Origin of the sequence: Pseudonocardia hierapolitana (genome assembly GCF_007994075.1) — a bacterium.
GTDB classification, from domain to species: domain Bacteria; phylum Actinomycetota; class Actinomycetes; order Mycobacteriales; family Pseudonocardiaceae; genus Pseudonocardia; species Pseudonocardia hierapolitana.
In genome coordinates this window covers 3,482,551-3,507,433 of record NZ_VIWU01000001.1, presented here as the reverse complement: position 1 = coordinate 3,507,433, position 24,883 = coordinate 3,482,551, and the positions used below count along the sequence as shown (strand labels likewise).

Annotated in this window: 26 protein-coding genes and 1 tRNA gene; 8 read left to right on the top strand and 19 right to left on the bottom strand. The window is 72.1% G+C overall.

The genetic code is table 11. The annotated features are described in order from the left end of the window. Nucleotides 1–3: 3 nt before the first annotated feature. A complete protein-coding gene (locus FHX44_RS16750; protein WP_147256651.1) occupies nt 4–420 on the bottom strand; it encodes a hypothetical protein in 417 nt (138 codons plus the stop codon). 84 nt (nt 421–504) lie between these two features. Continuing rightward, nucleotides 505–990: a hypothetical protein gene (locus tag FHX44_RS16745; protein ID WP_147256650.1), complete on the bottom strand. Its 486-nt coding sequence runs from the start codon at nt 988–990 to the stop codon at nt 505–507. A gap of 216 nt (nt 991–1,206) precedes the next feature. Here FHX44_RS16745 and FHX44_RS16740 point away from each other — a divergent pair, with 216 nt between their 5' ends. The 3 genes from FHX44_RS16740 (at nt 1,207) to FHX44_RS16730 (ending at nt 3,806) form a co-directional block, all read left to right on the top strand. After that, complete coding sequence (locus tag FHX44_RS16740; protein WP_170309304.1) at nt 1,207–2,337, top strand: alpha/beta hydrolase family protein; 1,131 nt, start codon at nt 1,207–1,209, stop codon at nt 2,335–2,337. Between the two features lie 47 nt (nt 2,338–2,384). Then, nucleotides 2,385–2,918: a peptidylprolyl isomerase gene (locus FHX44_RS16735; protein ID WP_147256649.1), complete on the top strand. Its 534-nt coding sequence runs from the start codon at nt 2,385–2,387 to the stop codon at nt 2,916–2,918. A gap of 192 nt (nt 2,919–3,110) precedes the next feature. Beyond that, nucleotides 3,111–3,806, top strand: a complete 696-nt coding sequence (locus FHX44_RS16730; protein ID WP_246170428.1) for a rhomboid family intramembrane serine protease — start codon at nt 3,111–3,113, stop codon at nt 3,804–3,806. A 269-nt stretch (nt 3,807–4,075) separates the two neighbouring features. Here FHX44_RS16730 and FHX44_RS16725 read toward each other — a convergent pair whose 3' ends face one another. From FHX44_RS16725 to FHX44_RS16680, 10 genes are all read right to left on the bottom strand, one after another. Then, nucleotides 4,076–4,522, bottom strand: a complete 447-nt coding sequence (locus tag FHX44_RS16725; protein ID WP_147256647.1) for a PH domain-containing protein — start codon at nt 4,520–4,522, stop codon at nt 4,076–4,078. A gap of 79 nt (nt 4,523–4,601) precedes the next feature. After that, entirely contained in the window at nt 4,602–4,868 is a 267-nt protein-coding gene (crgA, locus tag FHX44_RS16720) for a cell division protein CrgA (RefSeq protein WP_147256646.1), read from the bottom strand. A 69-nt stretch (nt 4,869–4,937) separates the two neighbouring features. Next, nucleotides 4,938–5,573 carry an aminodeoxychorismate/anthranilate synthase component II gene (locus FHX44_RS16715; protein WP_147256645.1) on the bottom strand — a complete coding sequence of 212 codons (636 nt, stop codon included), beginning with the start codon at nt 5,571–5,573 and terminating at the stop codon, nt 4,938–4,940. A 40-nt stretch (nt 5,574–5,613) separates the two neighbouring features. Further along, nucleotides 5,614–7,527, bottom strand: a complete 1,914-nt coding sequence (pknB, locus tag FHX44_RS16710; RefSeq protein ID WP_147256644.1) for a Stk1 family PASTA domain-containing Ser/Thr kinase — start codon at nt 7,525–7,527, stop codon at nt 5,614–5,616. Nucleotides 7,528–7,636: 109 nt separating this feature from the next. Further along, nucleotides 7,637–9,067 carry a serine/threonine-protein kinase gene (locus FHX44_RS16705; RefSeq protein ID WP_246170427.1) on the bottom strand — a complete coding sequence of 477 codons (1,431 nt, stop codon included), beginning with the start codon at nt 9,065–9,067 and terminating at the stop codon, nt 7,637–7,639. Beyond that, nucleotides 9,064–10,539: a peptidoglycan D,D-transpeptidase FtsI family protein gene (locus tag FHX44_RS16700; protein WP_147256643.1), complete on the bottom strand. Its 1,476-nt coding sequence runs from the start codon at nt 10,537–10,539 to the stop codon at nt 9,064–9,066. Before FHX44_RS16700 ends, FHX44_RS16705 begins: the two co-directional genes overlap by 4 nt. After that, a complete protein-coding gene (locus FHX44_RS16695) occupies nt 10,536–11,975 on the bottom strand; it encodes an FtsW/RodA/SpoVE family cell cycle protein (protein WP_147256642.1) in 1,440 nt (479 codons plus the stop codon). The genes FHX44_RS16700 and FHX44_RS16695 overlap by 4 nt, the downstream gene beginning before the upstream one ends. 92 nt (nt 11,976–12,067) lie before the next feature. After that, nucleotides 12,068–13,447, bottom strand: a complete 1,380-nt coding sequence (locus FHX44_RS16690) for a PP2C family protein-serine/threonine phosphatase (RefSeq protein ID WP_147256641.1) — start codon at nt 13,445–13,447, stop codon at nt 12,068–12,070. A 94-nt stretch (nt 13,448–13,541) separates the two neighbouring features. After that, nucleotides 13,542–14,000, bottom strand: coding sequence for an FHA domain-containing protein FhaB/FipA (locus FHX44_RS16685; protein WP_147256640.1), 459 nt, complete (start codon nt 13,998–14,000; stop codon nt 13,542–13,544). A 57-nt stretch (nt 14,001–14,057) separates the two neighbouring features. Then, the gene (locus FHX44_RS16680) at nt 14,058–15,353 is read right to left on the bottom strand and encodes an FHA domain-containing protein (protein ID WP_147256639.1); all 1,296 of its coding nucleotides are present in this window, start codon (nt 15,351–15,353) and stop codon (nt 14,058–14,060) included. Nucleotides 15,354–15,486: 133 nt separating this feature from the next. On the opposite strand from FHX44_RS16680, the gene FHX44_RS16675 reads away from it, so the two are divergent. After that, nucleotides 15,487–15,569: transfer RNA gene (locus FHX44_RS16675), tRNA-Leu, on the top strand. Nucleotides 15,570–16,232: 663 nt separating this feature from the next. Here the strand turns inward: FHX44_RS16675 and FHX44_RS16670 are convergent. Further along, nucleotides 16,233–16,850: a nucleoside/nucleotide kinase family protein gene (locus FHX44_RS16670; RefSeq protein WP_147256638.1), complete on the bottom strand. Its 618-nt coding sequence runs from the start codon at nt 16,848–16,850 to the stop codon at nt 16,233–16,235. Between the two features lie 3 nt (nt 16,851–16,853). Beyond that, nucleotides 16,854–17,096 carry a DUF2630 family protein gene (locus FHX44_RS16665; RefSeq protein WP_147256637.1) on the bottom strand — a complete coding sequence of 81 codons (243 nt, stop codon included), beginning with the start codon at nt 17,094–17,096 and terminating at the stop codon, nt 16,854–16,856. A gap of 60 nt (nt 17,097–17,156) precedes the next feature. On the opposite strand from FHX44_RS16665, the gene FHX44_RS16660 reads away from it, so the two are divergent. Next, nucleotides 17,157–17,888, top strand: coding sequence for an IclR family transcriptional regulator (locus FHX44_RS16660; RefSeq protein ID WP_147256636.1), 732 nt, complete (start codon nt 17,157–17,159; stop codon nt 17,886–17,888). Nucleotide 17,889: 1 nt separating this feature from the next. Here the strand turns inward: FHX44_RS16660 and FHX44_RS16655 are convergent, their stop codons facing one another. Continuing rightward, on the bottom strand, nt 17,890–18,726 hold the full coding sequence (locus FHX44_RS16655; RefSeq protein WP_147256635.1) for an LLM class F420-dependent oxidoreductase: 837 nt from the start codon (nt 18,724–18,726) through the stop codon (nt 17,890–17,892). Nucleotides 18,727–18,780: 54 nt separating this feature from the next. On the opposite strand from FHX44_RS16655, the gene FHX44_RS16650 reads away from it, so the two are divergent. Both FHX44_RS16650 and FHX44_RS16645 read left to right on the top strand, forming a co-directional pair. Continuing rightward, nucleotides 18,781–19,899 (top strand): 5-methyltetrahydropteroyltriglutamate--homocysteine S-methyltransferase, encoded by a 1,119-nt coding sequence (locus FHX44_RS16650; protein WP_147256634.1) that lies wholly within the window; start codon nt 18,781–18,783, stop codon nt 19,897–19,899. A 1-nt stretch (nt 19,900) separates the two neighbouring features. Continuing rightward, a complete protein-coding gene (locus FHX44_RS16645) occupies nt 19,901–20,617 on the top strand; it encodes a class I SAM-dependent methyltransferase (RefSeq protein WP_147256633.1) in 717 nt (238 codons plus the stop codon). Nucleotides 20,618–20,690: 73 nt separating this feature from the next. Here the strand turns inward: FHX44_RS16645 and FHX44_RS16640 are convergent, their stop codons facing one another. Genes FHX44_RS16640 through FHX44_RS16625 form a run of 4 tightly spaced genes read right to left on the bottom strand, consistent with a single transcriptional unit; the run spans nt 20,691 to nt 24,229 of the window. Continuing rightward, nucleotides 20,691–21,386 carry a haloacid dehalogenase type II gene (locus FHX44_RS16640; protein ID WP_147256632.1) on the bottom strand — a complete coding sequence of 232 codons (696 nt, stop codon included), beginning with the start codon at nt 21,384–21,386 and terminating at the stop codon, nt 20,691–20,693. 10 nt (nt 21,387–21,396) lie between these two features. Beyond that, the gene (locus FHX44_RS16635) at nt 21,397–22,083 is read right to left on the bottom strand and encodes an iron-sulfur cluster assembly protein (RefSeq protein WP_147256631.1); all 687 of its coding nucleotides are present in this window, start codon (nt 22,081–22,083) and stop codon (nt 21,397–21,399) included. Then, nucleotides 22,080–23,147, bottom strand: coding sequence for an amidohydrolase family protein (locus FHX44_RS16630; protein ID WP_147256630.1), 1,068 nt, complete (start codon nt 23,145–23,147; stop codon nt 22,080–22,082). The genes FHX44_RS16635 and FHX44_RS16630 overlap by 4 nt, the downstream gene beginning before the upstream one ends. Nucleotides 23,148–23,200: 53 nt before the next feature. Then, nucleotides 23,201–24,229: an NAD(P)-dependent alcohol dehydrogenase gene (locus FHX44_RS16625; protein ID WP_147256629.1), complete on the bottom strand. Its 1,029-nt coding sequence runs from the start codon at nt 24,227–24,229 to the stop codon at nt 23,201–23,203. 149 nt (nt 24,230–24,378) lie between these two features. Here FHX44_RS16625 and FHX44_RS16620 point away from each other — a divergent pair, with 149 nt between their 5' ends. After that, nucleotides 24,379–24,831 carry a DUF4442 domain-containing protein gene (locus FHX44_RS16620; protein WP_212612513.1) on the top strand — a complete coding sequence of 151 codons (453 nt, stop codon included), beginning with the start codon at nt 24,379–24,381 and terminating at the stop codon, nt 24,829–24,831. The last annotated feature ends 52 nt before the right edge of the window (nt 24,832–24,883 follow it).

Sequence of the window (24,883 nt, the reverse complement as noted above, 5' to 3'; positions counted from 1 at the left end):
CGCTCACCGGGCCCGCCGCAGGCCGAGCCACTGCAGGTCGGCGAACACCGCGACGGCGGCGGCCTGGGCGAGCACCACGGCCACGCCGAGGGTGGTGAACGTGTCCCGGCCCGCCACGACGGCGCCGATGCTTCCCAGCACCCAGAGGCTGTTCCCGACGACGACGGTCCATGCGCCTGCCCTCGGGATCACCGGCCGCGCGGCGAGGAGCACGAGCGCGAGCGCGTAGCCGACGAGGAACGCGCCGGTCCCGTACAGCGCGCCCTCCGTCGCGCCCATCAGGTCGGCGAGCGGTGCGGCCGCGGCGAGTCCCAGCAGACCCAGCGTCCCCGAGCCGGCGGCGTCGAGCCGGAGGGCGAAACGCAGCAGCCGGCCTCCGTCACGGACGGCGGTGATGCGGGTGAGCGAGATGGCGGTCATGGCGATCCTCCTGGCGTCTCTGCTGTCGGGATCGACTCTCGCCCGGCGGGGTCGTGCGGTCGATGACGCCGGAGGTAATGCGCGTCAGTAGCGGACGTCGTTGTTCGCGGTGGCGCCCAGGACCTGGCCGGGGACGGCATCGAACATCGAAGCGGCGTCGAGCTCCTGCATCGCGCTGTCCCGGTCCTGCGGCGCGGCGGTCCGGAAGTTGACGTCGGTGCTCCGCGTCTGGTCGTCCCTGCCGAGGTTGATGGCCTCGTCCGGGTTCGGCAGCGCGGGGCCGGGCAGGTGCTGAGCCGTCGGCGGCTGGGGGAGCCCGTGGTCGGCGGTGTAGACGCCGGTGCCCTGGATCGTGAAGAGCTGAGGCAGGTCGGGCAGCGAGGAGGTCTTCGGCAGGCCACCGCCGACGTTCGGCGCTGGCTGGGCGTCCGGTGCGGGGGCGGCCTCGTCGGTGGAGGGCCGCTCGGGGGCTGCGGGTGCGGCGAACGCGGGACCCGCGAGCCCGACGCCCGCGGCGATCCCGGCCACGGCGGCGGTGGCGCGCAGGGTGCGCCGAGCAAGGCTGCGCATCGAGTTTCCCTTCGGTGCTGGCTCTCGTCTGGGAAGACGCTGATCTCGGGAGGACAACGAGGTGAGGGAGCGGCGGTTGTCGCTGATCCACCGCTCGTGGTGATCGGTTCACTCGAACCGGTGGCGAGGAACGCTGCAGGTGGGGAGGCTGTCACCGGGTGGAGTGAGACGGGTGGCTGCGCAGTGCCCGCGGCGCCCGGCATCATCAGCGGCGTGATGCTGCTGAGGCGGGTGGGGGCCGGGCTCGGCGTCGGGCTCGGCGTGGGCGCGGGCGTCGGGGCCGGCGCGGCCGGGATCGGCTGGTTCTACTCCTCGGTCCTGCTCGACACGTCGGCCCGTCCGGTCTTCCCCGAGCGCGTGCTCGCCGTCGCAGACGGTGCGGTCACGCTCGCGGCCAACCGGCTCACGGCGCAGCCGGGGACGTGGGGGCTGCGGTGGGCGGCCGACGGCGGGAGCGGGCTGGCCGTGCTGGGGCCGGTGGCCGGGGCGAGCAGCCGCGAGGTTGTCCGGCCGTTGCTCGGTGGGGATCGCCCCGAGCCCGGGAGCGCGGCCGTGCTCGACGCCGGTCCCTACGACCCGGACCCGGCGGCGCGCGGCCTGCCGTTCGAGGACGTCGATGTGCCCGGCCCGCTGGGGCTCTACCCCGCATGGCTCGTCCCCGCGGAGGGGGACACGTGGGTGGTGCTGGTGCACGGCCGGGGCGGAGCGCGCCGCGAGGCGCTGCGGATCCTGCCCGCGCTGCATGCGCTCGGGCTCCCGCAGCTGGTGATCACCTATCGGAACGACGTGGACGCCCCGCCCAGCCCGGACGGTTACTACCACCTCGGCGACACGGAGTGGGAGGACGTCGAGGCCGCGGTCCGGTTCGCGGTGGATCGCGGTGCGCGGCGGATCGTGCTGTTCGGCTGGTCGATGGGAGGCGCGGTCACGGGCGCCTTCCTCGACCGCTCGGCCGATGCCGCCCGCGTGGCGGCCGTCATCTGGGATGCCCCGCTCGTCGACTGGCGCGCCACGCTGCGCCAGCAGGCGCGCAACCGGCGCCTGCCGCCCGGTCTCTCGCCGCTCGCGAGCGCGGTGACGAGCCGTCGGATCGGGATCGACTTCGACCGCTTCGACCTGCGGCGGAACCCGCCTGCCGTCCGTCCCCCGACGCTGGTCGTGCACAGCGCGGGCGACACGGCCGTCCCGGTCTCGGCCAGCAGGGCCCTCGCCGTCGCGGGCCCGGAACTGCGATGGCCTCTGCGCTACCTCGAGGTGCCCCTGGTCGAGCACACGGCGTCCTGGAACGCCGACCCGTCCGCGTACGAGCGTGCCGTCACCTCCTTCCTGGACGAGGTGCTGGCCTGAGCGGTGCTGGCCGGACGGCCCGAGAGCAGGGCTGGCACGATGGGGGAGTGACGGAAGCAGGAAACGGCAAGCACACCGCGACGCTCCGGACGAATCAGGGCGACATCCGGATCAATCTCTTCCCGGACCACGCCCCGAAGACCGTCGCGAACTTCGTCGGGCTGGCCACCGGGGAGAAGCCCTACGGCCAGCCGAACGCGAAGGGCGGCACGTCCGGCCCGTTCTACGACGGCTCGGTCTTCCACCGGGTCATCAGCGGGTTCATGATCCAGGGCGGCGACCCCACCGGCACCGGACGTGGCGGCCCCGGCTACGAGTTCGGCGACGAGTTCCACCCGGAGCTGCGCTTCGACCGCCCGTACCTGCTGGCCATGGCCAACGCGGGTCCGGGCACCAACGGCTCGCAGTTCTTCATCACCGTGTCCACGCCCGACTGGCTGAACCGCAAGCACACCATCTTCGGCGAGGTGGCGGACGCGGAGTCGCGGGCCGTCGTCGACGCGATCGCCGCGACGCCCACCGACCGTGGGGACCGGCCGCTCGCCGACGTGGTCATCGAGCACATCGACGTCTCGGCCTGACGTCAGAGTCATGAGATGACCCATCCCGCCGGTCCGCCGCCGTACCAGCCCGGTGGCTCGCCCTACGGCCCTGCCGCCGTGTGCGTGCGGCATCCGGATCGTGCCACCGGGCTCAGCTGCACGAGGTGTGGGCGCCCGTCGTGCACCGAGTGCCTTCGCGAGGCCTCGGTGGGCTATCAGTGCGTCGACTGCGTGGCCGAGGGGTACGGCGCCAGCCGGCGCAGCACCACGGTGGCCGGGGCGGCACCGGGCAGCCGCCCACTGGTGGTGCCGACGCTGATCGTGCTCAACATCGCGGTCTACGCCTTGACCGCGGTACAGGCGGGCAACCCGGTCTACAACACCATGTCCAGGCTGTTCCGCGAGCTGTCCCTCGTGCCCGGATACGTGCACGACGGTGAGTGGTGGAGGGTGCTCACCTCCGGGTTCCTGCACATCGGTCCGATCCACCTGCTGGTCAACATGCTGGCTCTGTGGATGCTGGGCCGGGACCTGGAGATCGTGCTCGGGCGGGGCCGCTTCCTCGCCCTGTACTTCGTCTCCATGCTCGGGGGCGCGGCCGCGGTGATGCTCCTCAACGCTCCGAACGAGCAGGTGGCGGGAGCATCGGGGGCGGTGTTCGGGCTGATGGGGGCGCTGGTCGTCGTGCTGCGCCGGCTCCGGATGCCGGCCGGGCAGGCCTTCGGGCTGATCGCGATCAACGTGATCATCAGCTTCACCCTCGCCGGGATCTCCTGGCAGGGCCACCTCGGTGGGCTCGTGGTCGGTGTGGCCGCCACGGCCGCGCTGGTCTACGCGCCTGCGCGCAGCCGCACCGCGGTGCAGGTCGCCGCGCTCGGTGGGCTCACCGTTCTGCTGGTGCTCCTCATCTGGGTCACCGGCTTGTGACCTGACATCCCGGGACGACGACGGCGGGGCACCCTCGTCAGGGTGCCCCGCCGTGGCTCGTCGGGATGGGTCAGGCGGGTGGGTTGCAGCCGCACCCGGAGGTGCAGCCGTCCGTGCCCCGCATCCGTGTGGTCGTCGCCATCCAGACTCCCTTCGTCGCGTCAGTCGATAGTAGGACTGGCGTGCGCTGCGGCACGACCGCACGTTCGGGCGTCCTGGCGGACACGGGGTGTACTCGATTGCGGCATGTGGGGGATGGGGGGCGGGCCTCACGGCCGGAGAGCGCGCAGCTGTGGTGCGACATCCTCAGGGTCGGCCGCGAGATCGAGCCTGCCGAACACGAGCAGCCGCTCGGTGCCATCGGCGGCGACGGTGTCCACCTCGAGGAGTGAGGTCTCCCGGCCCAGCCGTCGCACCCGCAGCACGCGCACGTCGGTGACGAACGGCCACGGGTGGTGCTGCGAGCGGAGCAGCCCGCCGACCGTCACCCCGTCGGGGTCGACGCGCAGGCGGGGCCGGGCCCGGGTGCCGAACAGGGCGGCCAGGCCTGCCCCCAGCGAGGCCACCGCTGCCAGCAGGCCGCCCGCCGGATCGGATCCGGTCCACCACAGTGCTGCGCACCAGCCCGCGGCAGCGACGGCCAGCAGCCACGCCACCGCGACGAGACCGGCCGCCGGGCTCCATTCCCGGACGCCGGCGCCGGCATGATCACTCATACGTGTTGATCACGGAAAGTGACTTGTCCACAGCACCTGTCCACACTGGGGACTACTCACATCAGTGTATTTATGCTGGTCAGCGCCACCGCATGGTCATCAGCAGGCCGATTACGATCAGTGAGAACCCGATCGCGAAGTTCCACGGTCCGAGCGTGGCCATGAACGAGATCGACTCTCCGGCCAGGTAGTTCACCACGAGCCACGCGAGTCCGAGGAGCATGACGCCGAGCATCACGCCGATGTAGATCGGGTGCGTGGGACCCGCGACCTTCACCGGGGTGGTGCCGGGGCGGTTGGCAGGCGGGGTGTAGGCCGCCTTCTTCCGGACCTTGGACTTCGGCATGGGTGCTGACCTCGGGGACGTCGGGATGCGTGGCTGCTCCCCACGGTAGCGTGCCCGGGGAACCCGTACTCAGGCGCTGGCCGTCACGGCCGCGGCCTCCGCGGTGAGAGCCTCGATGGTGGGCTCGGGTACCGGGTGGCCGGCAGCCGCCATCCAGTTGGCCATAAGCCGGTGTCCGCCCTCGGTGAGCACCGACTCGGGGTGGAACTGCACGCCGACGACGGGCAGCTCCCGATGCCGCACGGCCATGATCACGCCCCCCTCGGTGCGGCCGGTGACCTCGAGGGCGGCCGGCAGCGTGTCGGGACGGATCGACAGCGAGTGGTAACGGGTGGCGACGAACGGGTCCGGCAGACCCGCCAGCACGCCGGCGCCGTCGTGGTGGACGAGCGAGGTCTTGCCGTGCAACAGCTCGGGAGCGCGCTCGACGACCCCGCCCCACGCCACCCCGATGGCCTGGTGGCCGAGGCAGACGCCCAGCACCGGCAGCTCTCGCTCGGCGCTGCGCCGGATCACCTCGATGCTGGACCCGGCCCGCTCCGGCGTACCGGGACCGGGGCTGACGAGCACACCGTCGACGGTGTCGAGCTCGTCGAGGTCGACCTCGTCGTTGCGGCGCACCGTGACCTGCGCCCCGAGCTGGGCGAGGTACTGCACGAGGTTGTAGACGAAGCTGTCGTAGTTGTCGACGACGAGGACGCGCATGGCGCCAGTCTCCCCGATCCCGGTGCGGGCCATCGCCGGATTAATTGACCAGCCCGCCGGGAGCGTCGCCGACGGTCAGGGTGATCTGTTGGTCGGTCGAGACCTGCCTGCCCGCCTGGATCGACTGGTCGAGCACGCGGCCGTCGTCCGAGTCGTTGGACACCGACTCCTGCCGGACCTGGATCCGCTGGAAGCCGAGCTCGGCGAGTCGATCCTTGGCCTGCTCCTCGCGCAGCCCCACGACGTCCGGCATCGTGGCCTCGCCGTCGCTGCTGCCGGTGAGCAGCTCGACCTCCTCGCCCTCCGGCACGACCTGGCCGGCGGAAGGGTTGGTGCCAGAGACCTTGTCGTTGTCGTCCGCGCCATCGGGCCGTTGCGGCTGCAGCCCGGCCTCGCGCAGGGCGTTCACGGCGTCGTCCACGTCCTGGCCGGACACGTCGGGAACCCGCACGCCCGTCTGCTGGATGCCGATGATGACGGCCACCGAGTCGCCGCCCCTCGCCGACTGGCCGGCCTTCGGGGTGGAGTCGATGACGTGGTTGACCAGCGAGGGGTCCGACGTCGCCTGCTGGGTCTGCGGTCCGAGCTCGAGGCCGGCCTTCTCCAGCTCCGCCTGGGCCTGGGCGAGGGTCAGGCCCTCGAGCCGGGGCACGTTGACGTTCGCCGGGCCGCTCCCGACGACCAGTGAGACCACGGAGCGCTCGTCGACCGCGGTGCCGGCCGGCGGGTTGGTCGAGATCACGCGGTCCTTCTGCTCGACCGACGACTCCTGGGTCTGGGTGTCACCCAGCCGCAGCCCCGCGGCGATGATCTGGTTCTTGGCGTCGGTCTCCGACATGTTGGCGACCGAGGGCACCGCCACCGTCCGCGGTGCGGGTGGGCCGCTCAACACCTGGTAGGCGAAGAAGCCGATCACGCCGAGCGCGAGCACCACGGCGACCGCGATGCCGATCACCTTGGCGGTGCTGCGGCGCGGCGGTTCGTCGTAGTACTCGTCGTAGTCGTCCGTGGCCGGCGCCGCCTGGCGACCGTTGATCCGGCGGGTGGCGGCGGTCGGGGTCGCGGCGATCATCGCGGTGCGCTCGTCGTCGCTCATCACCAGCGGAGCCATCGGGCTCTGCCCGTTGCGCACCCGCACCAGGTCGGCGCGCATCTCCGCGGCCGACTGGTACCGGTTCAGCGGGTTCTTCGACAGCGCCTTCAGCACCACCGCATCGAGCGAGGAAGGGATGCTCGGGTTGAGCTCGGACGGGCGTCGCGGCTCCTCCCGCACGTGCTGGTAGGCCACCGCCACCGGGGTGTCGCCCGTGAACGGCGGCTCGCCGGTGAGCAGCTCGAACAGCACGCAACCCGCGGCGTAGACGTCAGAACGGGCGTCGACTGCCTCACCGCGCGCCTGCTCGGGAGACAGGTACTGCGCCGTGCCGATCACGGCCGCCGTCTGGGTGACGTTCTGGCCCTCGCCGAGCGCGCGGGCGATGCCGAAGTCCATCACCTTGACCGCGCCGGCCTGGTTGATCATGATGTTGGCCGGCTTGACGTCGCGGTGGATGATGTTGTGGCGGTGGCTGAAGTCGAGGGCGGCGCACACGTCGGCCATCACCTCGATGACCTGCCGCTGCGTCATCGGGCCCTGCGTCTTGACGATCTCGCGCAGGGTCTGTCCGTCGACGTACTCCATGACGATGTACGGCAGGGGCCCGAACTCGCTCTGCACCTCGCCGGTGTCGTACACGGCGACGATGGCGGGGTGGTTGAGCGCCGCGGCGTTCTGCGCCTCGCGGCGGAAACGCATCTGGAACTGGGGATCGCGCGCCAGGTCGGCCCGCAGCACCTTCACGGCGACGTCGCGGCCGAGCCGCGTGTCGAGCCCGCGATGCACCTCGGCCATGCCGCCGTAACCGAGCACCTCGCCCAGTTCGTAGCGCTCGGACAACAGTCGGGGGGTGGTCATCGGTGCCGGTTCCTGGGTGTCATGGATGATTCGGACATCATGCCGGGCCGCATCGCCCAGTGGGGTGACCTGTCGGCCACCGCAGCGCCAGGCCGTCGGTTGGACGGGTTCACCGGACGCTCCCCGTGACGATCACCAGGGAGAGCAGCCCGCCGGATACCGCCGAACTGGTCGAGACGCCCTCCTGACCCGCCACGGTACCGGGTCCGGCACCCTGCGGGGTCGGATTGACCGCGCCGATGGGTGCGAGCCCGCCTCGGAACAGCAGCACGCCGACCGCGACCGCAGCGATGGTGAGCAGCACGAACAGCACGAGAAGCAGGGTGCGTCCCGAGGATTTCGGCTGCAGCCGGAACGACTGCGAGGACGCGCGGTGCGCCGGTGGGGCGGGCGCGGCGTGCCGGGTCACCGGCGCCGCCTGGGGCCTGCGGTGATGTCCGGTGTCCGGCGCCGGACGGCGCGCAGGCGCCGGCGCGGGGCGGGCCCCCTGCGGGGCGGGTTTCGGCGGGGCGGGCATCGGACGCGCCTGCCGGGGCGGGGCCGAGCGCGTGGGGACGGGCGCCGACAGGGGCGACGACGGTGGCGCCGGGAAGGCCGCTGACGCGGGAGACGCCTTGGGCGCGGCCTTCGGTACCGCCCGGGACGGCGTGGACGGGGAGCGCGGAGGAGCGATCGTGTCGGTCATCGATCCGATCGGGGGGAGCGGCTCGCCCCGCCGCACGGCCGCCACGGCGAGCGCGAACTCCCTGCCGTCGGCGTAGCGCTGCGAGGGGTCCTTGACCAGAGCCGCCTCGATCAGCTCGCGTGCCCCGGCCGGCACGCTCGCCGGCAGCGGCGGAGGCGCCTCCCTGACCTGCATCATCGCCACCGCGACCGCGCTGTCGGCGCGGAAGGGCCGGTGGCCGGCCAGGCACTCGTAGCCGACGATCCCCAGCGAGTAGACGTCGCTCGCCGGCCCGGCCTCCGCCCCGCTCGCCTGCTCCGGAGCGATGTAGTGGGCGGTACCCATCACCATGCCCGAACGCGTGACCGGCACCGCGTCGGCGGCCTTCGCGATCCCGAAGTCGGTGAGCTTCACGACGCCGTCGGTGCGCACGAGGATGTTCCCCGGCTTGACGTCGCGGTGGACGAACCCGCGCTCGTGCGCCGCCTGCAGCGCCCACGCGGCGTCCTCGATGAGCCGCAGCGTCTCGTCGGTGTCGATCGGTCCGCGGGCGATGATGGTGGACAGCGGCTCGCCCCGCACCAGCTCCATCACCAGGTACGCCGTGCGGCGGCCGTTCGGGCCCACGTCCTCGCCGTAGTCGTGCACGGCCGCGATGCCGGGGTTGTCGAGGGAGGCGACGGTGCGCGCCTCGATGCGGAACCGGTGCAGGAACTCCGGGTCGTCGCCCAGCTCCGGCCGCAGCACCTTGACCGCGACGCCGCGGCCCAGCCGCGTGTCGGAGGCCTCCCAGACCTCGCCCATGCCACCGACGGCGATCCGGCGCTCGAGGAGGTAGCGGTCGTCGATCTTCTGACCGGCGGCGAGAACGGTCACCGGTCCGTCCCCAGTGCTGCTCGGATCACGGCCCGGCCGATCGGTGCGGCCACCGTGCCGCCCGTGGCCGCGAGGTTGTTGCGGTCGCCACCGGACTCCACCAGCACCGCGACCGCGACCTGCGGGTCGTCGGCAGGGGCGAACGCCACGTACCAGACGTGCGGGGCCACCGACTGGGGGTTCGCCCCGTGTTCGGCGGTGCCGGTCTTGGCCGCGATCTGCACCCCGGTGATCTTGCCGCTTCCCGAGTAGCTGTTCTCGTTGTTGACCATCAGCTCGGTCAGGGTGCGTGCCACGGACGCGTCGACGGCCTGCCCCATGCGGTCCGGGTTCGTGGTCTCGACCGGCTGGAGGTCCTGGCTCTGGACCTGGCTGATCAGGTGCGGTTGCATCATCACGCCGCCGTTGGCGATGGCGGCGACCACCATGGCGTTCTGCAGCGGTGTGAGCGCGACGTCGCGTTGCCCGATGCTGGACTGCTGGAGGGCCGCCGTGTCCGGGATGGCGCCGATCGTCGAAGTGGCCACCGGCATCGGCACCCGCAGGTCGCTGGTCCCGATGCCGAACGCCTCCGCCTGCTGGCGGATCACCTGCTCGCCGAGCTCGGCGGACAACTGGGCGAACGCGGTGTTGCACGACCGCTGCAGCGCGTCGCGCAGGCTTGCCGTCTCGCCCGTGCCGCAGGCGTTGCCGTTGAAGTTCCCCAGCTGGGTGTTGGTGCCCTGCAGCGTGATCGCCGACGCGGCGGTGAGCTGGCTGTCGGGCGTGTAGCGGCCGCTGGCCAGTGCGGCGGCCACGTCGATGAGCTTGAACGTCGAGCCCGGCGGATAGGTCTCGGAGATCGCCCGGTTCGGCAGCACCGGCGGGTCGGCCTCGTTGAACTGCTGCCAGGCCGCCATCCGCTCGTCCGCGTCGTGGCTCGCGAGCTTGTTCGGGTCGTACGACGGCGTGGAGACCATCGCCAGGATCTCGCCGGTCTGCGGTCGCAGCGCCACCACCGAGCCGGTGTAGCCGCGTTCGGTGAGCTGCTCGTAGGCGGCGCGCTGCACCGCGGGGTCGATCGTGAGCAGCACGTTGCCGCCGCTCGGGTCGCGGCCGGTGATCAGGTCGGAGAGCCGGCGCGCGAAGAGCCGGTCGTCGCTGCCGTTGAGCACCGCGTCCGCGGCCCGCTCGATCCCGCTGGAGCTGTAGGTGATCGAGTAGTAGCCGGTGACCGGCGCGTACATCGGGCCGTCGGAGTACTGGCGCAGGTAGCGCAGGCGGTCGTCGGTCTCGGTGCTGCTGGCGAGGATCTGGCCCTCAGCGCCGATCTGGCCGCGCTTGCGCGAGTACTCGGCCAGCAGCACCCGCTGGTTGCGCGGATCGCTGCGGTAGTCACCCGCCTGCACCACCTGAACGTAGGTGAGGTTGCCCATCAGCAGAAGGACCATCGCCATCACGGCGATGGCCACGCGGCGCACCGGGGTGTTCACGACGGCCGCTCCACCAGCTCGGTACCCGCCTCCGCGATCGGCGGCAGCGGGGCGGGCGGACGACGCGGGAGCGGGGCGCGGGCGGCGTTGGAGATCCGCAGCAGCATCGCGACGAGCGCGTAGTTGGCGACGAGCGAGGATCCGCCGTAGGACAGGAAGGGCAGCGTGAGGCCGGTGAGCGGGATGAGCTTCGACGCCCCGCCGATGACGATGAAGACCTGGAGCGCCAGCGTGAACGCCAGCCCGGTGGCGAGCAGCTTCCCGAAGCTGTCGCGCACGGCGAGCGCACTGCGCAGCCCTCGCGTGATCAGCACCAGGTAGATGATCAGGATCGCCGCCAGCCCGATCAGGCCGAGCTCCTCGCCGAGCGAGGACAGCATGAAGTCGCTCTCGGCGTACGGCACGAGGTCGGGCCGCCCGGCGCCGAGGCCGGTGCCGCCGACCCCACCCGTGCCGAGCCCGAAGAGGGCCTGCGCGATCTGGAAACCGGTGTTCTCGAAGTCCGAGAACGGGTCGATCCACACCTGCACGCGCACCCGGACGTGGCCGAACAGCTGGTAGGCGATCAGACAGCCACCGAGGAAGAACGTCAGGCCGATGAGCAGCCACGACACCCGCTCGGTGGCGACGTAGAGCAGCACCAGCACGATGCCGAAGAACAGCAGCGAGGTGCCGAGGTCGCGCTCCAGCACCAGGACGCCGACCGAGAGCCCCCACGCCACGACGAGCGGGGCGAGGTCACGCGCCCTCGGCAGCTCCATGCCGAGGAACCGGCGGCCCGCGGTGCTGAACAGGTCCCGCTTCTGCACCAGGAAGGCCGCGAAGAACACGATCAGGAGGATCTTGGCGAACTCGCCGGGCTGGATCCCCACGCCGCCGATCCGGATCCACAGCTTGGCGCCGTTGACCTCCGAGATCGACGAGGGCAGCAGGCCGGGCAGCGCGAGCAGCACGAGCCCGCTGAACCCCGCCGTGTAGGCGTAGCGGGCGATGGTGCGGTGGTCGCGGACCACCCACATCACCGCGACGAACAGCGCGAGCCCGATTGCCGTCCACGCGACCTGCCGGGCGACCAGCTCCACCGGCGTGTCCCGGCCGGCCGCGAGCGCCCGCTCCACCCGGGCCAGGTCGAGCCGGTGGATCATCACGAGGCCCAGCCCGTTGAGCAGTGCGACGCACGGCAGGATCAGCGGGTCGGCGTACGGCGCGAACCGGCGCACCGCGAGGTGGGCGATCGTGAAGAGCGCGAGGTAGGCCAGCCCCACCCACAGCAGCGCCTGCGTGAGCTCCTGCTCCTGGTTGGCCTCCACCAGCGCCAGCGCACCCGTGACCAGCACGGCGGCGAACGCGAGCAGCACCAGTTCGATGCCGCGCCCGGTGGGCAGCGGCGCCGGAGCGGGCGGCGGTGATCCCGTACGGGGCTCGGGGCTGCTCATCGGCCGCCCTCGCCGGGGCTGGAGCGGCCCAGGGGGAAACGACGCAACGCGCGGGCGCTGCGACCTCGATCCGCTCGCTGACGCTCGCTCATCTAGCTCACCGACCGGCAGTTGGTCCCAGGCTCGGGCACAGGCGTCGGCAGCGGGGTCGTGTCGACGGGAGGCTGCGCCTGCACATTCGGATCGACGCCTGGCTGCGCCGGAGGTTGCGCCGGGTCGACCACCTGCGGCGGCTGCTCCGCCTGCGGGGGCTGCGGGGGCTGCGGCGGCGGGCAGGGCTCCAGCATCCGGTCACGCAGCCGGTCGACGAGCTCGCGGGCGCCCGCGAGCCCGTTGTCGGTGATGATGATCCCGTCGCGCACCTGGCTGCGCTCGGTCTGGGGGAGGTCGTCCAGCGCGATGTCGGTGCGCTCGGCCACTGAGGACAGCGGAAAGCCCAGGACGTCCCCGCGGACACCCTGGAATATCACGACCTGCTCGCCGTCGGCGCCCACGTAGTACTGCTGCATGACCCACATGCGCGCGAAGAACCCGCCCGCGACCAGCACCGCGAGCACCGCGACGACGGCGAGCACGATCCGCAGCCTGCCCTTGGCCCGGGACGCCGGAGCGGTCTGCGGGGGAACGATCCGCTGCGGGGCCGTGCGGGTCATCGTGGTGGCGGACGCCCGGGCCGCCGCCGAGTCGGGCCGCGGCCCGTCCTCCGACCCGTCGCCCACGGAACCGCCCACGATGGGGGCGTCCTCGCCGAAGTCGATGTCCACGACGTCGGCCACGATGCAGGTGATGTTGTCCGGGCCGCCGCCCCGCAGGGCCAGCTCGATCATCCGGTCCGCGCACTCCCGCGGATCGCGGTACGCCTGCAGCGTCTCGGCCAGGGTCTCGTCGCTCACCACACCCGACAGCCCGTCGGAGCACAGCAGGAACCGGTCGCCCGCCCGGGCCTCGCGGATCGTCAGCGACGGATCCACATCCTGCCCGGTGATCGCCCGCAGCAGCAGCGACCGCTGCGGGTGGGTGTGGGCCTCCTCCTCGGTGATGCGGCCCTCGTCGATCAGCGACTGGACGAACGTGTCGTCCTTGGTGATCTGCGTCAGGTAGCCGTCGCGGAGCTGGTAGGCACGCGAGTCGCCGATGTGCACCAGCCCGAGCCGGTTACCGGCGAACAGGATCGCGGTGAGCGTGGTGCCCATGCCCTCGAGGTCGGGTGCGTCCGCGACGTGCCGCGTGATCGCGGCATTGCCCTCCACCGTGGCGTTGCGCAGCTCGGCGAGCAGGTCGTCGCCCGGATCGTCCTCGTCGAGCGGGGCGAGCGCCGCGATCACCAGCGATGACGCCACCTCGCCCGCGGCGTGGCCGCCCATCCCGTCCGCCAGCGCGAGCAGCCGAGGACCGGCGTACACGGCATCCTGGTTGTTCTGCCGGACGAGCCCGCGGTCGCTGCGGGCGGAGTAGCGCAGGACCAGCGTCATCTCAGCGCTCCGACACTACGTTCAGGGGCAGATCGGCCGGCGCGGCCGGCCCGGGCGACGAGCGCCGAGGCACGGTGGTGAAGCATGCGCCGGCTCATGATCGAAGCTCGATCACCGTCTTGCCGATGCGGACAGGGACGCCCGGGGGGACCCGGGTCGGCCCGGTGACCTTAGCCCGGTCGAGGTACGTGCCGTTGGTCGACCCGAGATCCTCGACGTACCACTCGTCACCCTGCATCGAAATCCGGGCATGGCGAGTGGATGCGTAGTCGTCGTCGAGCACCAGCGTCGAGTCGTCGGCCCGGCCGATCAGGATCGGCCGGGAGTCCAACGAGATGCGCGTGCCGGCCAGCGCCCCCTGTGTGACGAGGAGCTGACGTGGGGTGCGGCCCCGGCCCGTGCGGGCCGTGGACCGGCCACCACCCGGAACCAGCGCGCGCAGGCCGGACGCAGCGTAGAGATCAGAGCGCACCACCCGGAGCGCGACCAGCACGAACAGCCAGAGGAGGGCGAGGAAGCCCGCCCTGGTCAGCTGCAGCACCAACTCCGGCACTCGCGGCGAACTCCGTTCTCTCCGATGTCGTCGTCCCTCACCCGGCCCTGTGCCTGTCTACTGCGTGCGGAAGACCAGGCTCGAGTGCCCGACTCGGATGACGTCACCGTCGTTGAGCTGCCAGGTCTGCACCGGGTTGCCGTTGACGGTGGTGCCGTTGGTGGAACCGAGGTCCGTCAACGTCGCCGTGTGACCATCCCAGTTGATCTCCAGGTGGCGGCGCGACACGCCGGTGTCCGGGAGGCGGAACGACGAATCCTGCCCGCGCCCGATCACGTGGCTGCCCTGGGTGAGGTCGTACGTGCGGCCCGACCCGTCGTCCAGCGAGAGCGAGGCCGACAGCTGCTGCTGGTAGCCGCCGTAGCCGCCCTGCTGGCCGCCGTAACCCTGGTCGTACCCGCCGTCGTAACCCTGCTCGTACTGCTGCTGCTGCGGGTAGCCGCCGCCCTGCTGGCCGTAACCCTGGTCGTAGCCGCCCGGTGCGTAGCCCGGCTGCTGCTGGCCGCCGTAGCCACCACCCGGCTGGGCGTAGCCCTGAGGCTGGCCGCCGTACCCCTGGTCGTAGCCGCCGCCGCCCTGCTGCGGGCCGCCGTAGCCGCCGCCCTGCTGGCCGTAACCCTGGTCGTAGCCACCACCGGGCTGGCCACCGTACCCGCCGCCCTGCTGCTGCGGGCCGCCGTAGCCGGCGCCCTGCTGGCCGTACCCCTGGTCGTAGCCGCCGCCCTGCTGCTGCGGGCCGCCGTAGCCGCCGCCCTGCTGCGGGTACCCCGGCTGGCCATAGCCCGGCTGGCCGGGCTCGCCCTGCTCGTACCCCCCTTGGCGCTGGTCGTAGGCGGGCGGGGCGTACGTCTGCTGCTGCCCGTATCCGCCGGGGGCACCACGGTCGTATCCGTACTGCCCGTTCTCCTCGGGGTGGCCCGGTTGCTGGCTCATGGGTGCTTCTCCTGCGTCGCGTGCTCGGATGGCGTCCCGGCGGGAAGCGTCGGGGTCCACGGTCGAGCGGGTGCGGAACTGTCCCGTGTGCAGCGCATCGGAGCGCTCCAGAAAGACTACGACCTCGCCGTAGGTGTCCCATCCCTGGTCGGCGAGTTGCTCGGTGACAGAGCCGGACAGCGAGTTCACGATCTCCGCTCGGTCACCGCCCATGCGAGCGAGATCGGTGGGGCTGAGGAGCACGGTGAACCTGTTGGGCGCGAGTACGCGCCCGCCCGCGAGCTCCTGCAGATGGCCCTCGGCTTCCCTCAGCAGCGCCTGTACGACTTCCTGGGGAACGACACTGCCACCGAAGACCCGCGCGAAGGCGTCGCCCACCAGTCCCTGAAGACGGCGTTCGAACCTGTCGACGCGGCCCAACCGATCTTCCTCCGTTCGCATCGGCGTGTTGCTGGCAGTCCCGATCGTATCTGTGCTAGTCCGCCACACGCCGCCCCCCGACCAGGGCCCGCCCGAAACCCCCTCCCACCCCCGTGCTAACTTTCCTCTGCCAGGGCGAGTGGCGGAATGGCAGACGCGCACGGTTCAGGTCCGTGTGTCCGAAAGGACGTGAGGGTTCAACTCCCTCCTCGCCCACTGGGTACCCGTGTTCGCGGAACGCGCTCACCCCCTCGTGGGCATCGGTTCCACTCTGGGGGGCCGAGCCCCCCGGACTCCCAGCCGGGGGCTTCGCCCCCGGACCCCCCATCCCGTACGTGGGATTCGCGTCTCTGCCCTCCCGTTTCATCGCGGTCGGTAGCGACCCGCCCTGCAGGGGTCTCCACATCTCGTGACGGCACTCCGTGCCACGATCGACATCTCGTAGAGGCCACTCGGTGGCACGTCCGGTCTTCGCTGGGCCCTCGTCGGCGGTTCGTCCTTCCCTGTCTCGGCGCCGTGTGGATCTCCGGTCATCCGATCATGGGGCGGCGCTCCGGTCTAGCCCACGACAGTGGGTAACCGGTGGGCGGTCGGGGGAACCGGACCGCACCGATCGAGTGCACCCGACCGGTGCGGTGCTCCCGGAAGCTTGATCAGCGGGTTGGTGTACCGCCGTCATGATCCATCCGAGCAGTACCTCGCTGGTGCCGCGTCCGCGCGGACGTGCTGCTCGCGGCGATCAAGTGCGTGTGATCGGGGCGGGCGGCACGCTGCTGCTGTCGCAGCGACCGTTGGGTGCTTCTCGGATGGATCACTGGCTTGATCATGTCCGCCGGAACCGCCGCCACCGGAGGCCAGGGAGCCCTGCGGCCTGCTTCGTCAGTGGCGGAGCGCGGGGCGTTCGGGGTGGTCGGAGAGGACCACCAGGGCCGCTTGCTCTTCAGGGTCGCGTTCTTCGGCGTAGCGGGCGTATGCCGGCAGGGTCCAGTGCTCGTCGTCCGGGAGGGTGCGGGTCAAGGCGGCGGGGGTCATCCGCAGGTGAACCGCCAGGTCCAGGGGGAGGCCGCGACCCAACAGCAGGGCGCCTGCCAGCAGCACCACCCCGTCGGCGGGTAGCTCGACGTACCTGTCGCGGTGGGCGCGGTCGGCCACCGCGTCCCACAGGCGGGGCAGCACTCGGCCCGATCCGCCCGGACCGGCCGGGGCGAGCACCTCGCGGCGCAGGCCGCCCGTGTCGAGCCAGCCGTCGAGGAACTCGTCGGGATCCTCGCGGCCGAACTCCAGGCGCACCGACGCCGGGCGCAGGAAGTCGCCTGCGCTCACGACGACGGCCATGCGGCCGCGCGTGCGCAGTGCGTCGGCCACCCGCTCGGCGAGGTCGAGCGGGCGCGTCGGCGGCGGGCCGTCGAGCGCGACGCGCACCCGTCCGGGGCGGGCGTCGACCAGCTCCACGACCTCGTCGACGAGCCGCGCGGGGGTGACGGGTGAGACCTGCACGGCCTACTGCCGGTAACCCTCCACGACGTCGGCGGAGCGCTCCTGCGCCCCGTCCGGGTCGAGTCCGGCGCGGCGGCGTGCGTCTCGCTGCCTCAGCAGGTCCCAGTACCGGTCCAGCTGGACACCCAGGTCGTTCAGCCGTTGTTGCTCGCCCTCCGAGAGTGCCTGGCCGACGTGCGCACGCTCGAGCCGGTGCTCCTCGGCCACCAGCTCGTCGATGCGGCGGTGCAGTTCGTCGTCGTTCATCCGGGTTCCCGTCCGATCGGTGGGTGTCGTCGCCGCCTGTTGTACCCGACACTCGATCCCGTGGCACCGGACCGCGCCACCGGCACCTCCGTCACCCGGGCACTGCGGGTGATCGAGGCGGTCGCGGCCGCGGGTGACGGGGTCACGGCCAAGGTGATCGCCCGCCGCGTCGGGGTTCCGCTGCCCTCGGTCTACCGGGCCATCGGCACGCTCGTCGAGGAGGGCTACCTCGTGCGGCTCCACGAGGCGCGCGGATACGGCCTGGGCTACCGGGTGGCGCAACTGCACCGGAGCCTCGCCGAGCAGATGCGGCCGTCCGCGCTCGTCCGGCAGGTGCTGCACGACGTGCACATCGCGGTCGGAGCGCCGTCGTACCTCGCGGTGCTCCGCGATCTCGACGTCGTCGTGGTGCACGTCGACGACTGCGCCGAGCACCCCCGGCCCGCTCCCATGCGGGTGGGCGAGCCGGTGGCGCCGCACACCACGGCCGCGGGCAAGGCGGTGCTCGCGCAGCTGCGGCCCGGCCCGCTCGCCGAGTTCGCGGCCCGCTCGCCGCTCCCGTACCCCGTGGACGATGCCGAGCTGTGCAGGATCCGGGCCGACGGCGCGGCCGTGGAGGCCCACGAGTACCAGCCGGACACGGCCGGGATCGCGGCTGCGGTGCACGCCCCGGACGGCGCGGTCCGCGGCGCGCTGGGTGTGACCGTTCCCCGTGCAGAGCTGACCGCTCGTCGCGGCGAACTGGCGCAGGCGGTGCGGGAGGCCGCCGCCTGCGTCGATCACGCGGACTAACTCACCGGCCGCGGAGGGCAGCGAGGTCGTCGAGGGCGCGCAGGACCTCGTCCTCGCCTGCGTCGGGCAGCGCGTAGAGCACCCGGTCGGCCCCCGCGGCCGCGTACGACTCGAGCGCAGCGCGATCCGGGACGGCGCCGAACACGGTGACGGTGGGGCGGCCACGCCCTGCGGCTGCGGCCCGCCGGCGCAGCTCGGCGACGCGGGCGGCCAACGCGTCCACATCGGTGTCCTCGCCGACGCGGGGCATCCACCCGTCGCCGTGCGACAGCACCCGGTCCAGCACGGTCGGCCCCTCTCCGCCGATCAGCACCGGCGGGGTGCGCAGCGGCTTGGGCCACGACCAGATCGGGTCGAAGTCGACGAACTCGCCGTGGAACTCGGCCTCGTCCTTCGTCCAGATCTCCCGGATGGCCGCGAGGTGCTCGAGCATGCGGCGGGTCCGGGTTCGCGGGTCGACGCCGTGGTTGGCCATCTCCTCCCGGTTCCAGCCGGGCCCGACGCCGAACTCGAACCGGCCGCCCGCGATCCGGTCGAGGCTCGCGGTCGTCTTGGCCAGGCCGATCGGGTGGTGCTGGAGCACCAGGGAGACGGCCGTGCCGAGCGCGATCCGCTGCGTGACCATCGCCATGGCGGCCAGCGCGACGAACGGGTCGAAGGTGTGCGAGTAGCGGCGGGGCAGCTCGGGGCCGCCCGACCACGCCGACTGCCGGCTCGTCGGGATGTTCGTGTGCTCGGTGAGGAACAGCCCGTCGAACCCGCGCTCCTCGGTGGCCCGCGCCAGCGTCGGGCCGTCGATGCCGTAGTCGGTCAGGAAGGTGAAGACGGCGTGATCCACCTGACCAGCCTCGCACCTGGGCAGGGGGTGGCGCACGGCGCTACGTTCCGGGGCATGCAGCGACGCACCGAACCGCCGTTCCGCGCAGACCACGTCGGGAGCCTCCTGCGCCCGCCCGCCCTCCTCGCGGCGCGCCAGCAGTTCGCGGCCGGCACGCTCGACGCCGACGGCCTGCGTGCCGTGGAGGACGACGCCATCCGGGACGTGGTGGCGATGCAGGAGGAGATCGGGCTGCAGTCGGCCACCGACGGCGAGTTCCGCCGCACGTCGTGGCACATGGACTTCATCTACCAGCTCGGCGGCATCACCAAGACCGATGAGCAGATCCGGGTCAGCATGCACAACGCGGAGGGGGAGAACGCGTTCACGACCGCCGGGCTCGCGATCCGCGAGAAGATCCGGCTCGACGAACCGATCTTCGCCGACGCGTACCGGTACCTCGCCTCGCTCACCACGACCGCGACGCCGAAGCTGACGATCCCGTCGCCGAGCATGGTCCACTACCGCGCCGGCATCGCGGCGGTCGACCGCTCCGTGTACCCGGACGTCGAGGAGTTCTGGAGCGACCTGTCCGCCGCATACGCGGCGCAGGTGCGCGCCATGGCCGACCTCGGCTGCCGCTACCTGCAGCTCGACGACACCAGCCTCGCCTACCTCAACGACCCCGCCCAGCGCGCCCAGATCGCGGCGAGGGGCGAGGACGCCGATCACGCCCACCTGCGCTACATCAAGCAGATCAACGCGGCGGTCGCGGACCGGCCGGAGGGCATGCGGATCACCACGCACATGTGCCGGGGCAACTACCGCTCGTCGTGGGCGGCCGAAGGCGGCTACGACTTCGTGGCCGAGGCCCTGTTCGGTGAGCTGGACGTCGACGGCTTCTTCTGCGAGTTCGACGACGAACGCTCCGGTGGCTTCGCGCCCCTGCGGTTCGTGCCGCCGGGCAAGCAGGTGGTGCTCGGGCTCGTCACCACGAAGACCGGCCGGCTCGAGGACCCCGACGACCTCAAGCGCCGCATCGACGAGGCATCGAAGTACGTGCCGCTCGACCAGCTGTGCCTGTCCCCGCAGTGCGGCTTCTCCTCCACGGTCGAGGGCAACGCCCTCACGCTGGAGGAGGAGGTGGCGAAGCTGAGGCTGATCGTGCAGGTGGCGGAGGACGTCTGGGGCTGACGTGACCGAGGGGCCGCCGGGCTGGGGCGCCCCGCTCCACGCCCGGGTGCTCGACATCGCCGATGTCGTCGCGGGCACCACAGTGCTCGACCTGGGCTGCGGGCCGGGGACGTTCGCCGCTGCGGCGGTGGCGCGGGGTGCCCGGGTGGTCGGCATCGACGTCGACCGCTCCGCGGTGGCGACGGCCGCTGCCGCGGTGCCCGACGCCGAGTTCCTCGTCGGCGACGCCCACGATCCGCCGCCGGGCCCGTTCGACCTGGTCGCGGCGGTGCAGCTGCTCCAGCACGTGGCGAACCCGCTCGCCGTGCTGCGCGCCGCAGCCCGGGTCGGCTCGGCGGTCGTCGTCACGACGTGGGCGCCCGAGGAGGAGTGCGACGTGGCGGCGTTCGGCGAGGCGTTGGCGCCCTGGCTCCCGCCCCGCCGCACCTCCGCCGGCCCGCCTCCCCTCACCGATCCCGGCCGCCTGCGCAAGATCGTCGGGCTGGCCGGCCTGGCGGTCGCCGCCGAGGACGAGGTCGAGTGCCTGTTCGGCTACCCGGACGCGGACGCGCTGGTCGCGCCGTTGCTCGCGTCCGGGCTCGGGCGGGCGGCGGCCGCGCGGGCGGGAGAGGACGCGGTCCGTGGGGCGGTCCTGGCCCGCCTCGATGCCAATCGGACGAGAACCGGGGGCTACGTGCTCCGGAACAGGTTCCGGGTCGTGTTGGCCAGAGGTGGATAGGCGGGTTGCAGCAAGGTGGCCATGCTGCAACCACGTTGCGTGAAGGTGGCCATCCTGCATGCGCAGCCGAGCGTCAGGCGCCCAGGTGGGTTGCCAGCTCCGGGAGGGAAGCCACCGACACATCCGCCTCCGGGTCCGTCTTCGGGGGCGGGGCGGTCACCGGGCCGTGCTCGCCAGGGCGGTGGACGTAGGCGGTGCGCAGGCCGCGGGCGCGGGCGGCGGCGAGGTCGCTGGTGTGAGCGGCCACCATCAGCACCCGCTCCGGGGGCAGGCCGAGCAGCCGGGCGGCGCCGTCGTAGACCTCGGGGTCGGGCTTGTAGTGCCCGAACAGCTCGGCGGAGAGCACCGTGTCCCACGGCAGCCGGCCGTGCTTGGCCATGTCGACGAGCAGTGCGACGTTCCCGTTGGACAGCGACGCGATCACGTACCGGGCCTTGAGCCGGGTGAGTCCTCCGACGGAGTCCGGCCACGGATCGAGCCGGTGCCAGGCGAGCACGAGCTCGGTGCGGACGGACTCGGAGACATCGGGCAGGCCGAGCTCGGCGAGCAGCTCGTCCAGCGATGCGCGGTGCAGTTCGTCGAGGGAGGTCCAGGGCAGCTCGCCGCGGCGCACGCGCTCCATGGAGGGGACGTACCGCCCGCGCCACGCGTCGGCGAAGGCCTCGGCGTCGACCCCGGGCAGCAGGCGGCGCACGTCCCGCGCGACCCCGGACCGCCAGTCCACCACCGTGCCGAACACGTCGAAAACGAGCGCCCTGATGTCGTCCATCCGGGCGAGCCTAGATCGCGTACCGCTTCCCGAGCAGGTCCCGGCAGGTGTGCCCGTTGGCCTCGATGCCGACCCGGGTGAGCCGGGCCCTGCGCAGGTGCAGCGGCACCTGCTCGGCGGTCACCGGCGCGCCGTCCGGGTGCAGCAGCAGCGGGGCGTCGGGACCGTGGGGCAGCCCCACCTCGGCCCGCCGCCGCCGGAGCCGGTCGAGATCCGCCGACGGCGGCAGGTCGCCGAGCCGGGCCCCGGCCAGCTGTTCCGGAGTGGCACCGGCGTCGACCAGCGGGCGGGCGATCCGGTCCTGCCCGGCCAGTGCGGCCTTGCGCAGGAACACCGCGCGCAGCTCGTCCAGCTCGGCCTGGGCCTCCCCGGCGAACGACGCGACGAACCCGGCCCGCGCCGCGACGCCCTCGTTGATCGTCGCCGAGACGAAGTGGTCATCCAGGGCGATGTCGGCGCGGGTGACGCCCGGGACGGCGGCCACCGCGTCGTGCGCGTCGGCCACCATCAGCCAGGCGAAGTTGGGCGCGCAGAAGAACGTGGGCAGGCGCAGCCGCACGGCCGCCACCCCGTCGCCGGACACGGTGCACGACGACACGAACTCCAGGTCCGTGATGGGCTCGTCGAGCTCGGGGTCGCGCACCGTGCCCAGCGCCGCCCACACCGCGGCGGCGAGCCCGGTGGTCGGCGCGGTCACGGCGAACCGGCCGCCGCGGCGTCGGTGACCAGCTGCTCGCCGGGTCGCTCCTGCTCGTCCGCCGACGTCCGGATCCGGCACTCCGGCGGCACGGGGAGGTCGTAGAGCTTCGCGGCGTTCAGCCCGAGGATCTTCTTCTTGCCCTCCGCGGTCAGCCGTGGGTAGTCGGTGAACGCGTCGTCGTCGGGCATCTGCCAGTCGACGAACCCCTCGACCTGCCACTTCGGTTCCCAGATGCCGTAGTCGCTGCCGAAGGTCATCTTGTCCTCGCCGACCCAGAACAGCAGCTCGCCCATGACCTTGGCGAAGAACTTCGGCCGGGCGTGCATCAGCCCACCGATCACCACCGAGAGGCCGGCGTAGACGTTGGGCTCCTGCACGGCCATGAAGCAGAAGTCCTCGATCCGCGGCAGCCCGACGTGTTCGACGATGAAGTTCAGGTCCGGGAAGTCGGTGGCCGCGTGGTCGACGTCCGAGACGTCGAAGGCGTCCTTGTCCAGCGGCCAGATCGTCGGGCCCTTGTGGACGTGGATGTTCTTGATGCCCAGCTCCTGGGCCCGGGCCAGGAACCGGTACGCCTCCGGGTCGGACAGCTTGTAGCCGCGGGAGTCGCCGATCCACTCCGCGGTGTAGAGCTTCACGCCCTTCAACCCGTAGCGCTCGGCGTCCTCCTCGAGCTGGGCCAGGCCGGCGTCGCCCTCGCGCGGGTCGAACCGGCCGTTGGTGATGAACCTGTCCGGGTGCTTCTCGGTCAGCGTGTGGTTGCGCTCGGCGGTGTTGAAGCCGTTCGTGTACCAGTACTTCAGGTACGTCGACTGGAAGATCGCGACGTCCACGTGCCCGGCCTCGAACAGGTCGTGCATCAGGTCCTCTTCGGAGTACCTGCAGTACTTCTCCCAGTCCCAGTGCGTCTCCGGCGGGCCGAGCTGGTGGTAGCCGTAGAAGCAGTCGATCCAGCCCTTCGCGAGGTTCTCCCGGCCGGGCACCCAGTTCTGCGGGCTCGCGTCCCAGAAGTGCATGTGCGAGTCGACGATGAAGTAGTTCTCGCCGTCCTTGGAGTACATGTGGTGGGTCTCCTTGGCGCGTCAGCGTTGTCTGTTCGCTCCGCGAGCTCCGCTCACGGGACGAGGATCGCCCGGCCGCGGACCCGGCCGGCGTCGAGGTCGTGCAGCGCGTCCAGCGCCGCATCGAGCGGGTACTGCTTGGTGTGGAGGGTGACCTTCCCGGCCTGGGCCAGCACCATCAGCTCGGCCAGGTCGGTGTAGGTGCCCACGATGTTGCCGATCACGTTCTTCTCCCCGGCCACGAAATCCAGCGTCGGCGCCGAGAACTGCCCGCCGTAACCGATCACGTACTGGTGACCGTCCGGGGCCACCATCTGCCACGCGTCGTTCTCCGCGCCCTGCTCGGCCACGAAGTCGAACACCACGGTGGCCCCCTCACCCCCGGTCAGGTCCTTCACCGCGTCCACGTGCGAGCCGTCCGCGACCACCGTCTCGTCGGCCCCGATCTCCCTCGCCAGCTCCAGGGCGGCCGGATTGCGGTCGACCACCACGATCCGGGTCGCGGTCAACGCGGCCAAGCACTGGATCCCGATGTGCCCCAACCCGCCGGCGCCCTGCACCACCGCCGTCGTGCCCGGCCACAACACCGGCACCGCCTTGCGCACCGCGTGATAGGCGGTGATCCCGGCGTCGGCCAGCGCCGCCACGTCCGCCGGGTTGGTGGCCGGGTCCAGCTTCACGCAGGCCCGGGCGGTGGTGCGCAGGTACTCGGCCATCCCCCCGTCGTTGTCGCTCAGGCCGGGGAAGAACGCGGCCGCGCAGTGCATGTCGTTGCCCCGCCGGCACGCCAGGCACAACCCGCAGGAGGGCTGCGGGTGCAGGATCACCGTGTCCCCGACCGCCACGTTGGTCACCCCGTCCCCCACGGCGTGCACCCAGCCGGCGTTCTCGTGCCCGATCACGTAGGGCAGCTGCGGGTTCATCGCGGCCGCCCACTGGCCTTCCAGGATGTGCAGGTCGGTGCGGCACACCCCGGCCCCACCGACCTTCACGATCACATCCAGCGGGCCCTGCAGCCGCGGCTCGTCGATGTCGTCGATCTTCGGGTCGGCGTGGTAGTCGTGCACCCGGACGGCCTTCACCCGTGCACCTCCTCGTGGCGTCGTTGCCCTACTCCAGATTCACGTCCCGTCCGCGGACGATCTCAACCACGCCGATTCCGCAGAGCGAGAATTCGGACATCAGGCCCCGCCAGGAGGACAGGTTGTTACTGGTCAGTAGCATCTTGGGGGTGACGACAGAGCTGAGTTGGGTCGGCGCGACGATGCAGCAGACCGTCCCGTGGGTGGGCACCGTCAGGATCGAGTTCGTCGAGGTCACACCCGAACGGGTGGTCCTGCGCCTGCCGGACGACCCTGCGCTACGCAACCACGTCGGCGGCCCGCACGCCGCGATGATCTTCGGCGTCGGGGAGACCGCAACGGGCGCCGTCACCTTGGCCGCGTTCGCGTCGACGATGGAGCGCGCGACACCGCTGCCCGTCCGGTCCGAGATCGCCTACCAGCGCATCGCCCGCGGGCCGCTGACGGCGGTCGCGGCGCTCGGGCGGCCGGCCGAGGACGTCATCGCCGAGCTCGAGTCCGGTACCCGCCCCGAGTTCGACGTCGACGTCACGATCACCGACGGCGAGGGGCGGGAGACCACACGCATGACGGTCGTCTGGACCCTGCGCCCCAGCCGGTAGTGCGTGGTGCACGGGTGGCGGACGCGTGGCCGGTACGCGTGACGACCTCCCG

Bases quoted from the DNA above. Each gene is read 5' to 3' on its own strand.
- pknB (WP_147256644.1), bottom strand. From the start codon at position 7,527: ATGACCACCCCCCGACTGTTGTCCGAGCGCTACGAACTGGGCGAGGTG.
- FHX44_RS16690 (WP_147256641.1), bottom strand. From the start codon at position 13,447: ATGACGCTGGTCCTGCGCTACTCCGCCCGCAGCGACCGCGGGCTCGTC.
- FHX44_RS16695 (WP_147256642.1), bottom strand. From the start codon at position 11,975: ATGAGCAGCCCCGAGCCCCGTACGGGATCACCGCCGCCCGCTCCGGCG.
- FHX44_RS16665 (WP_147256637.1), bottom strand. From the start codon at position 17,096: ATGAACGACGACGAACTGCACCGCCGCATCGACGAGCTGGTGGCCGAG.
- FHX44_RS16745 (WP_147256650.1), bottom strand. From the start codon at position 990: ATGCGCAGCCTTGCTCGGCGCACCCTGCGCGCCACCGCCGCCGTGGCC.
- FHX44_RS16650 (WP_147256634.1), top strand. From the start codon at position 18,781: ATGCAGCGACGCACCGAACCGCCGTTCCGCGCAGACCACGTCGGGAGC.
- FHX44_RS16640 (WP_147256632.1), bottom strand. From the start codon at position 21,386: ATGGACGACATCAGGGCGCTCGTTTTCGACGTGTTCGGCACGGTGGTG.
- FHX44_RS16725 (WP_147256647.1), bottom strand. From the start codon at position 4,522: ATGAGTGATCATGCCGGCGCCGGCGTCCGGGAATGGAGCCCGGCGGCC.
- FHX44_RS16750 (WP_147256651.1), bottom strand. From the start codon at position 420: ATGACCGCCATCTCGCTCACCCGCATCACCGCCGTCCGTGACGGAGGC.
- FHX44_RS16630 (WP_147256630.1), bottom strand. From the start codon at position 23,147: ATGTACTCCAAGGACGGCGAGAACTACTTCATCGTCGACTCGCACATG.
- FHX44_RS16740 (WP_170309304.1), top strand. From the start codon at position 1,207: ATGCTGCTGAGGCGGGTGGGGGCCGGGCTCGGCGTCGGGCTCGGCGTG.
- crgA (WP_147256646.1), bottom strand. From the start codon at position 4,868: ATGCCGAAGTCCAAGGTCCGGAAGAAGGCGGCCTACACCCCGCCTGCC.
- FHX44_RS16715 (WP_147256645.1), bottom strand. From the start codon at position 5,573: ATGCGCGTCCTCGTCGTCGACAACTACGACAGCTTCGTCTACAACCTC.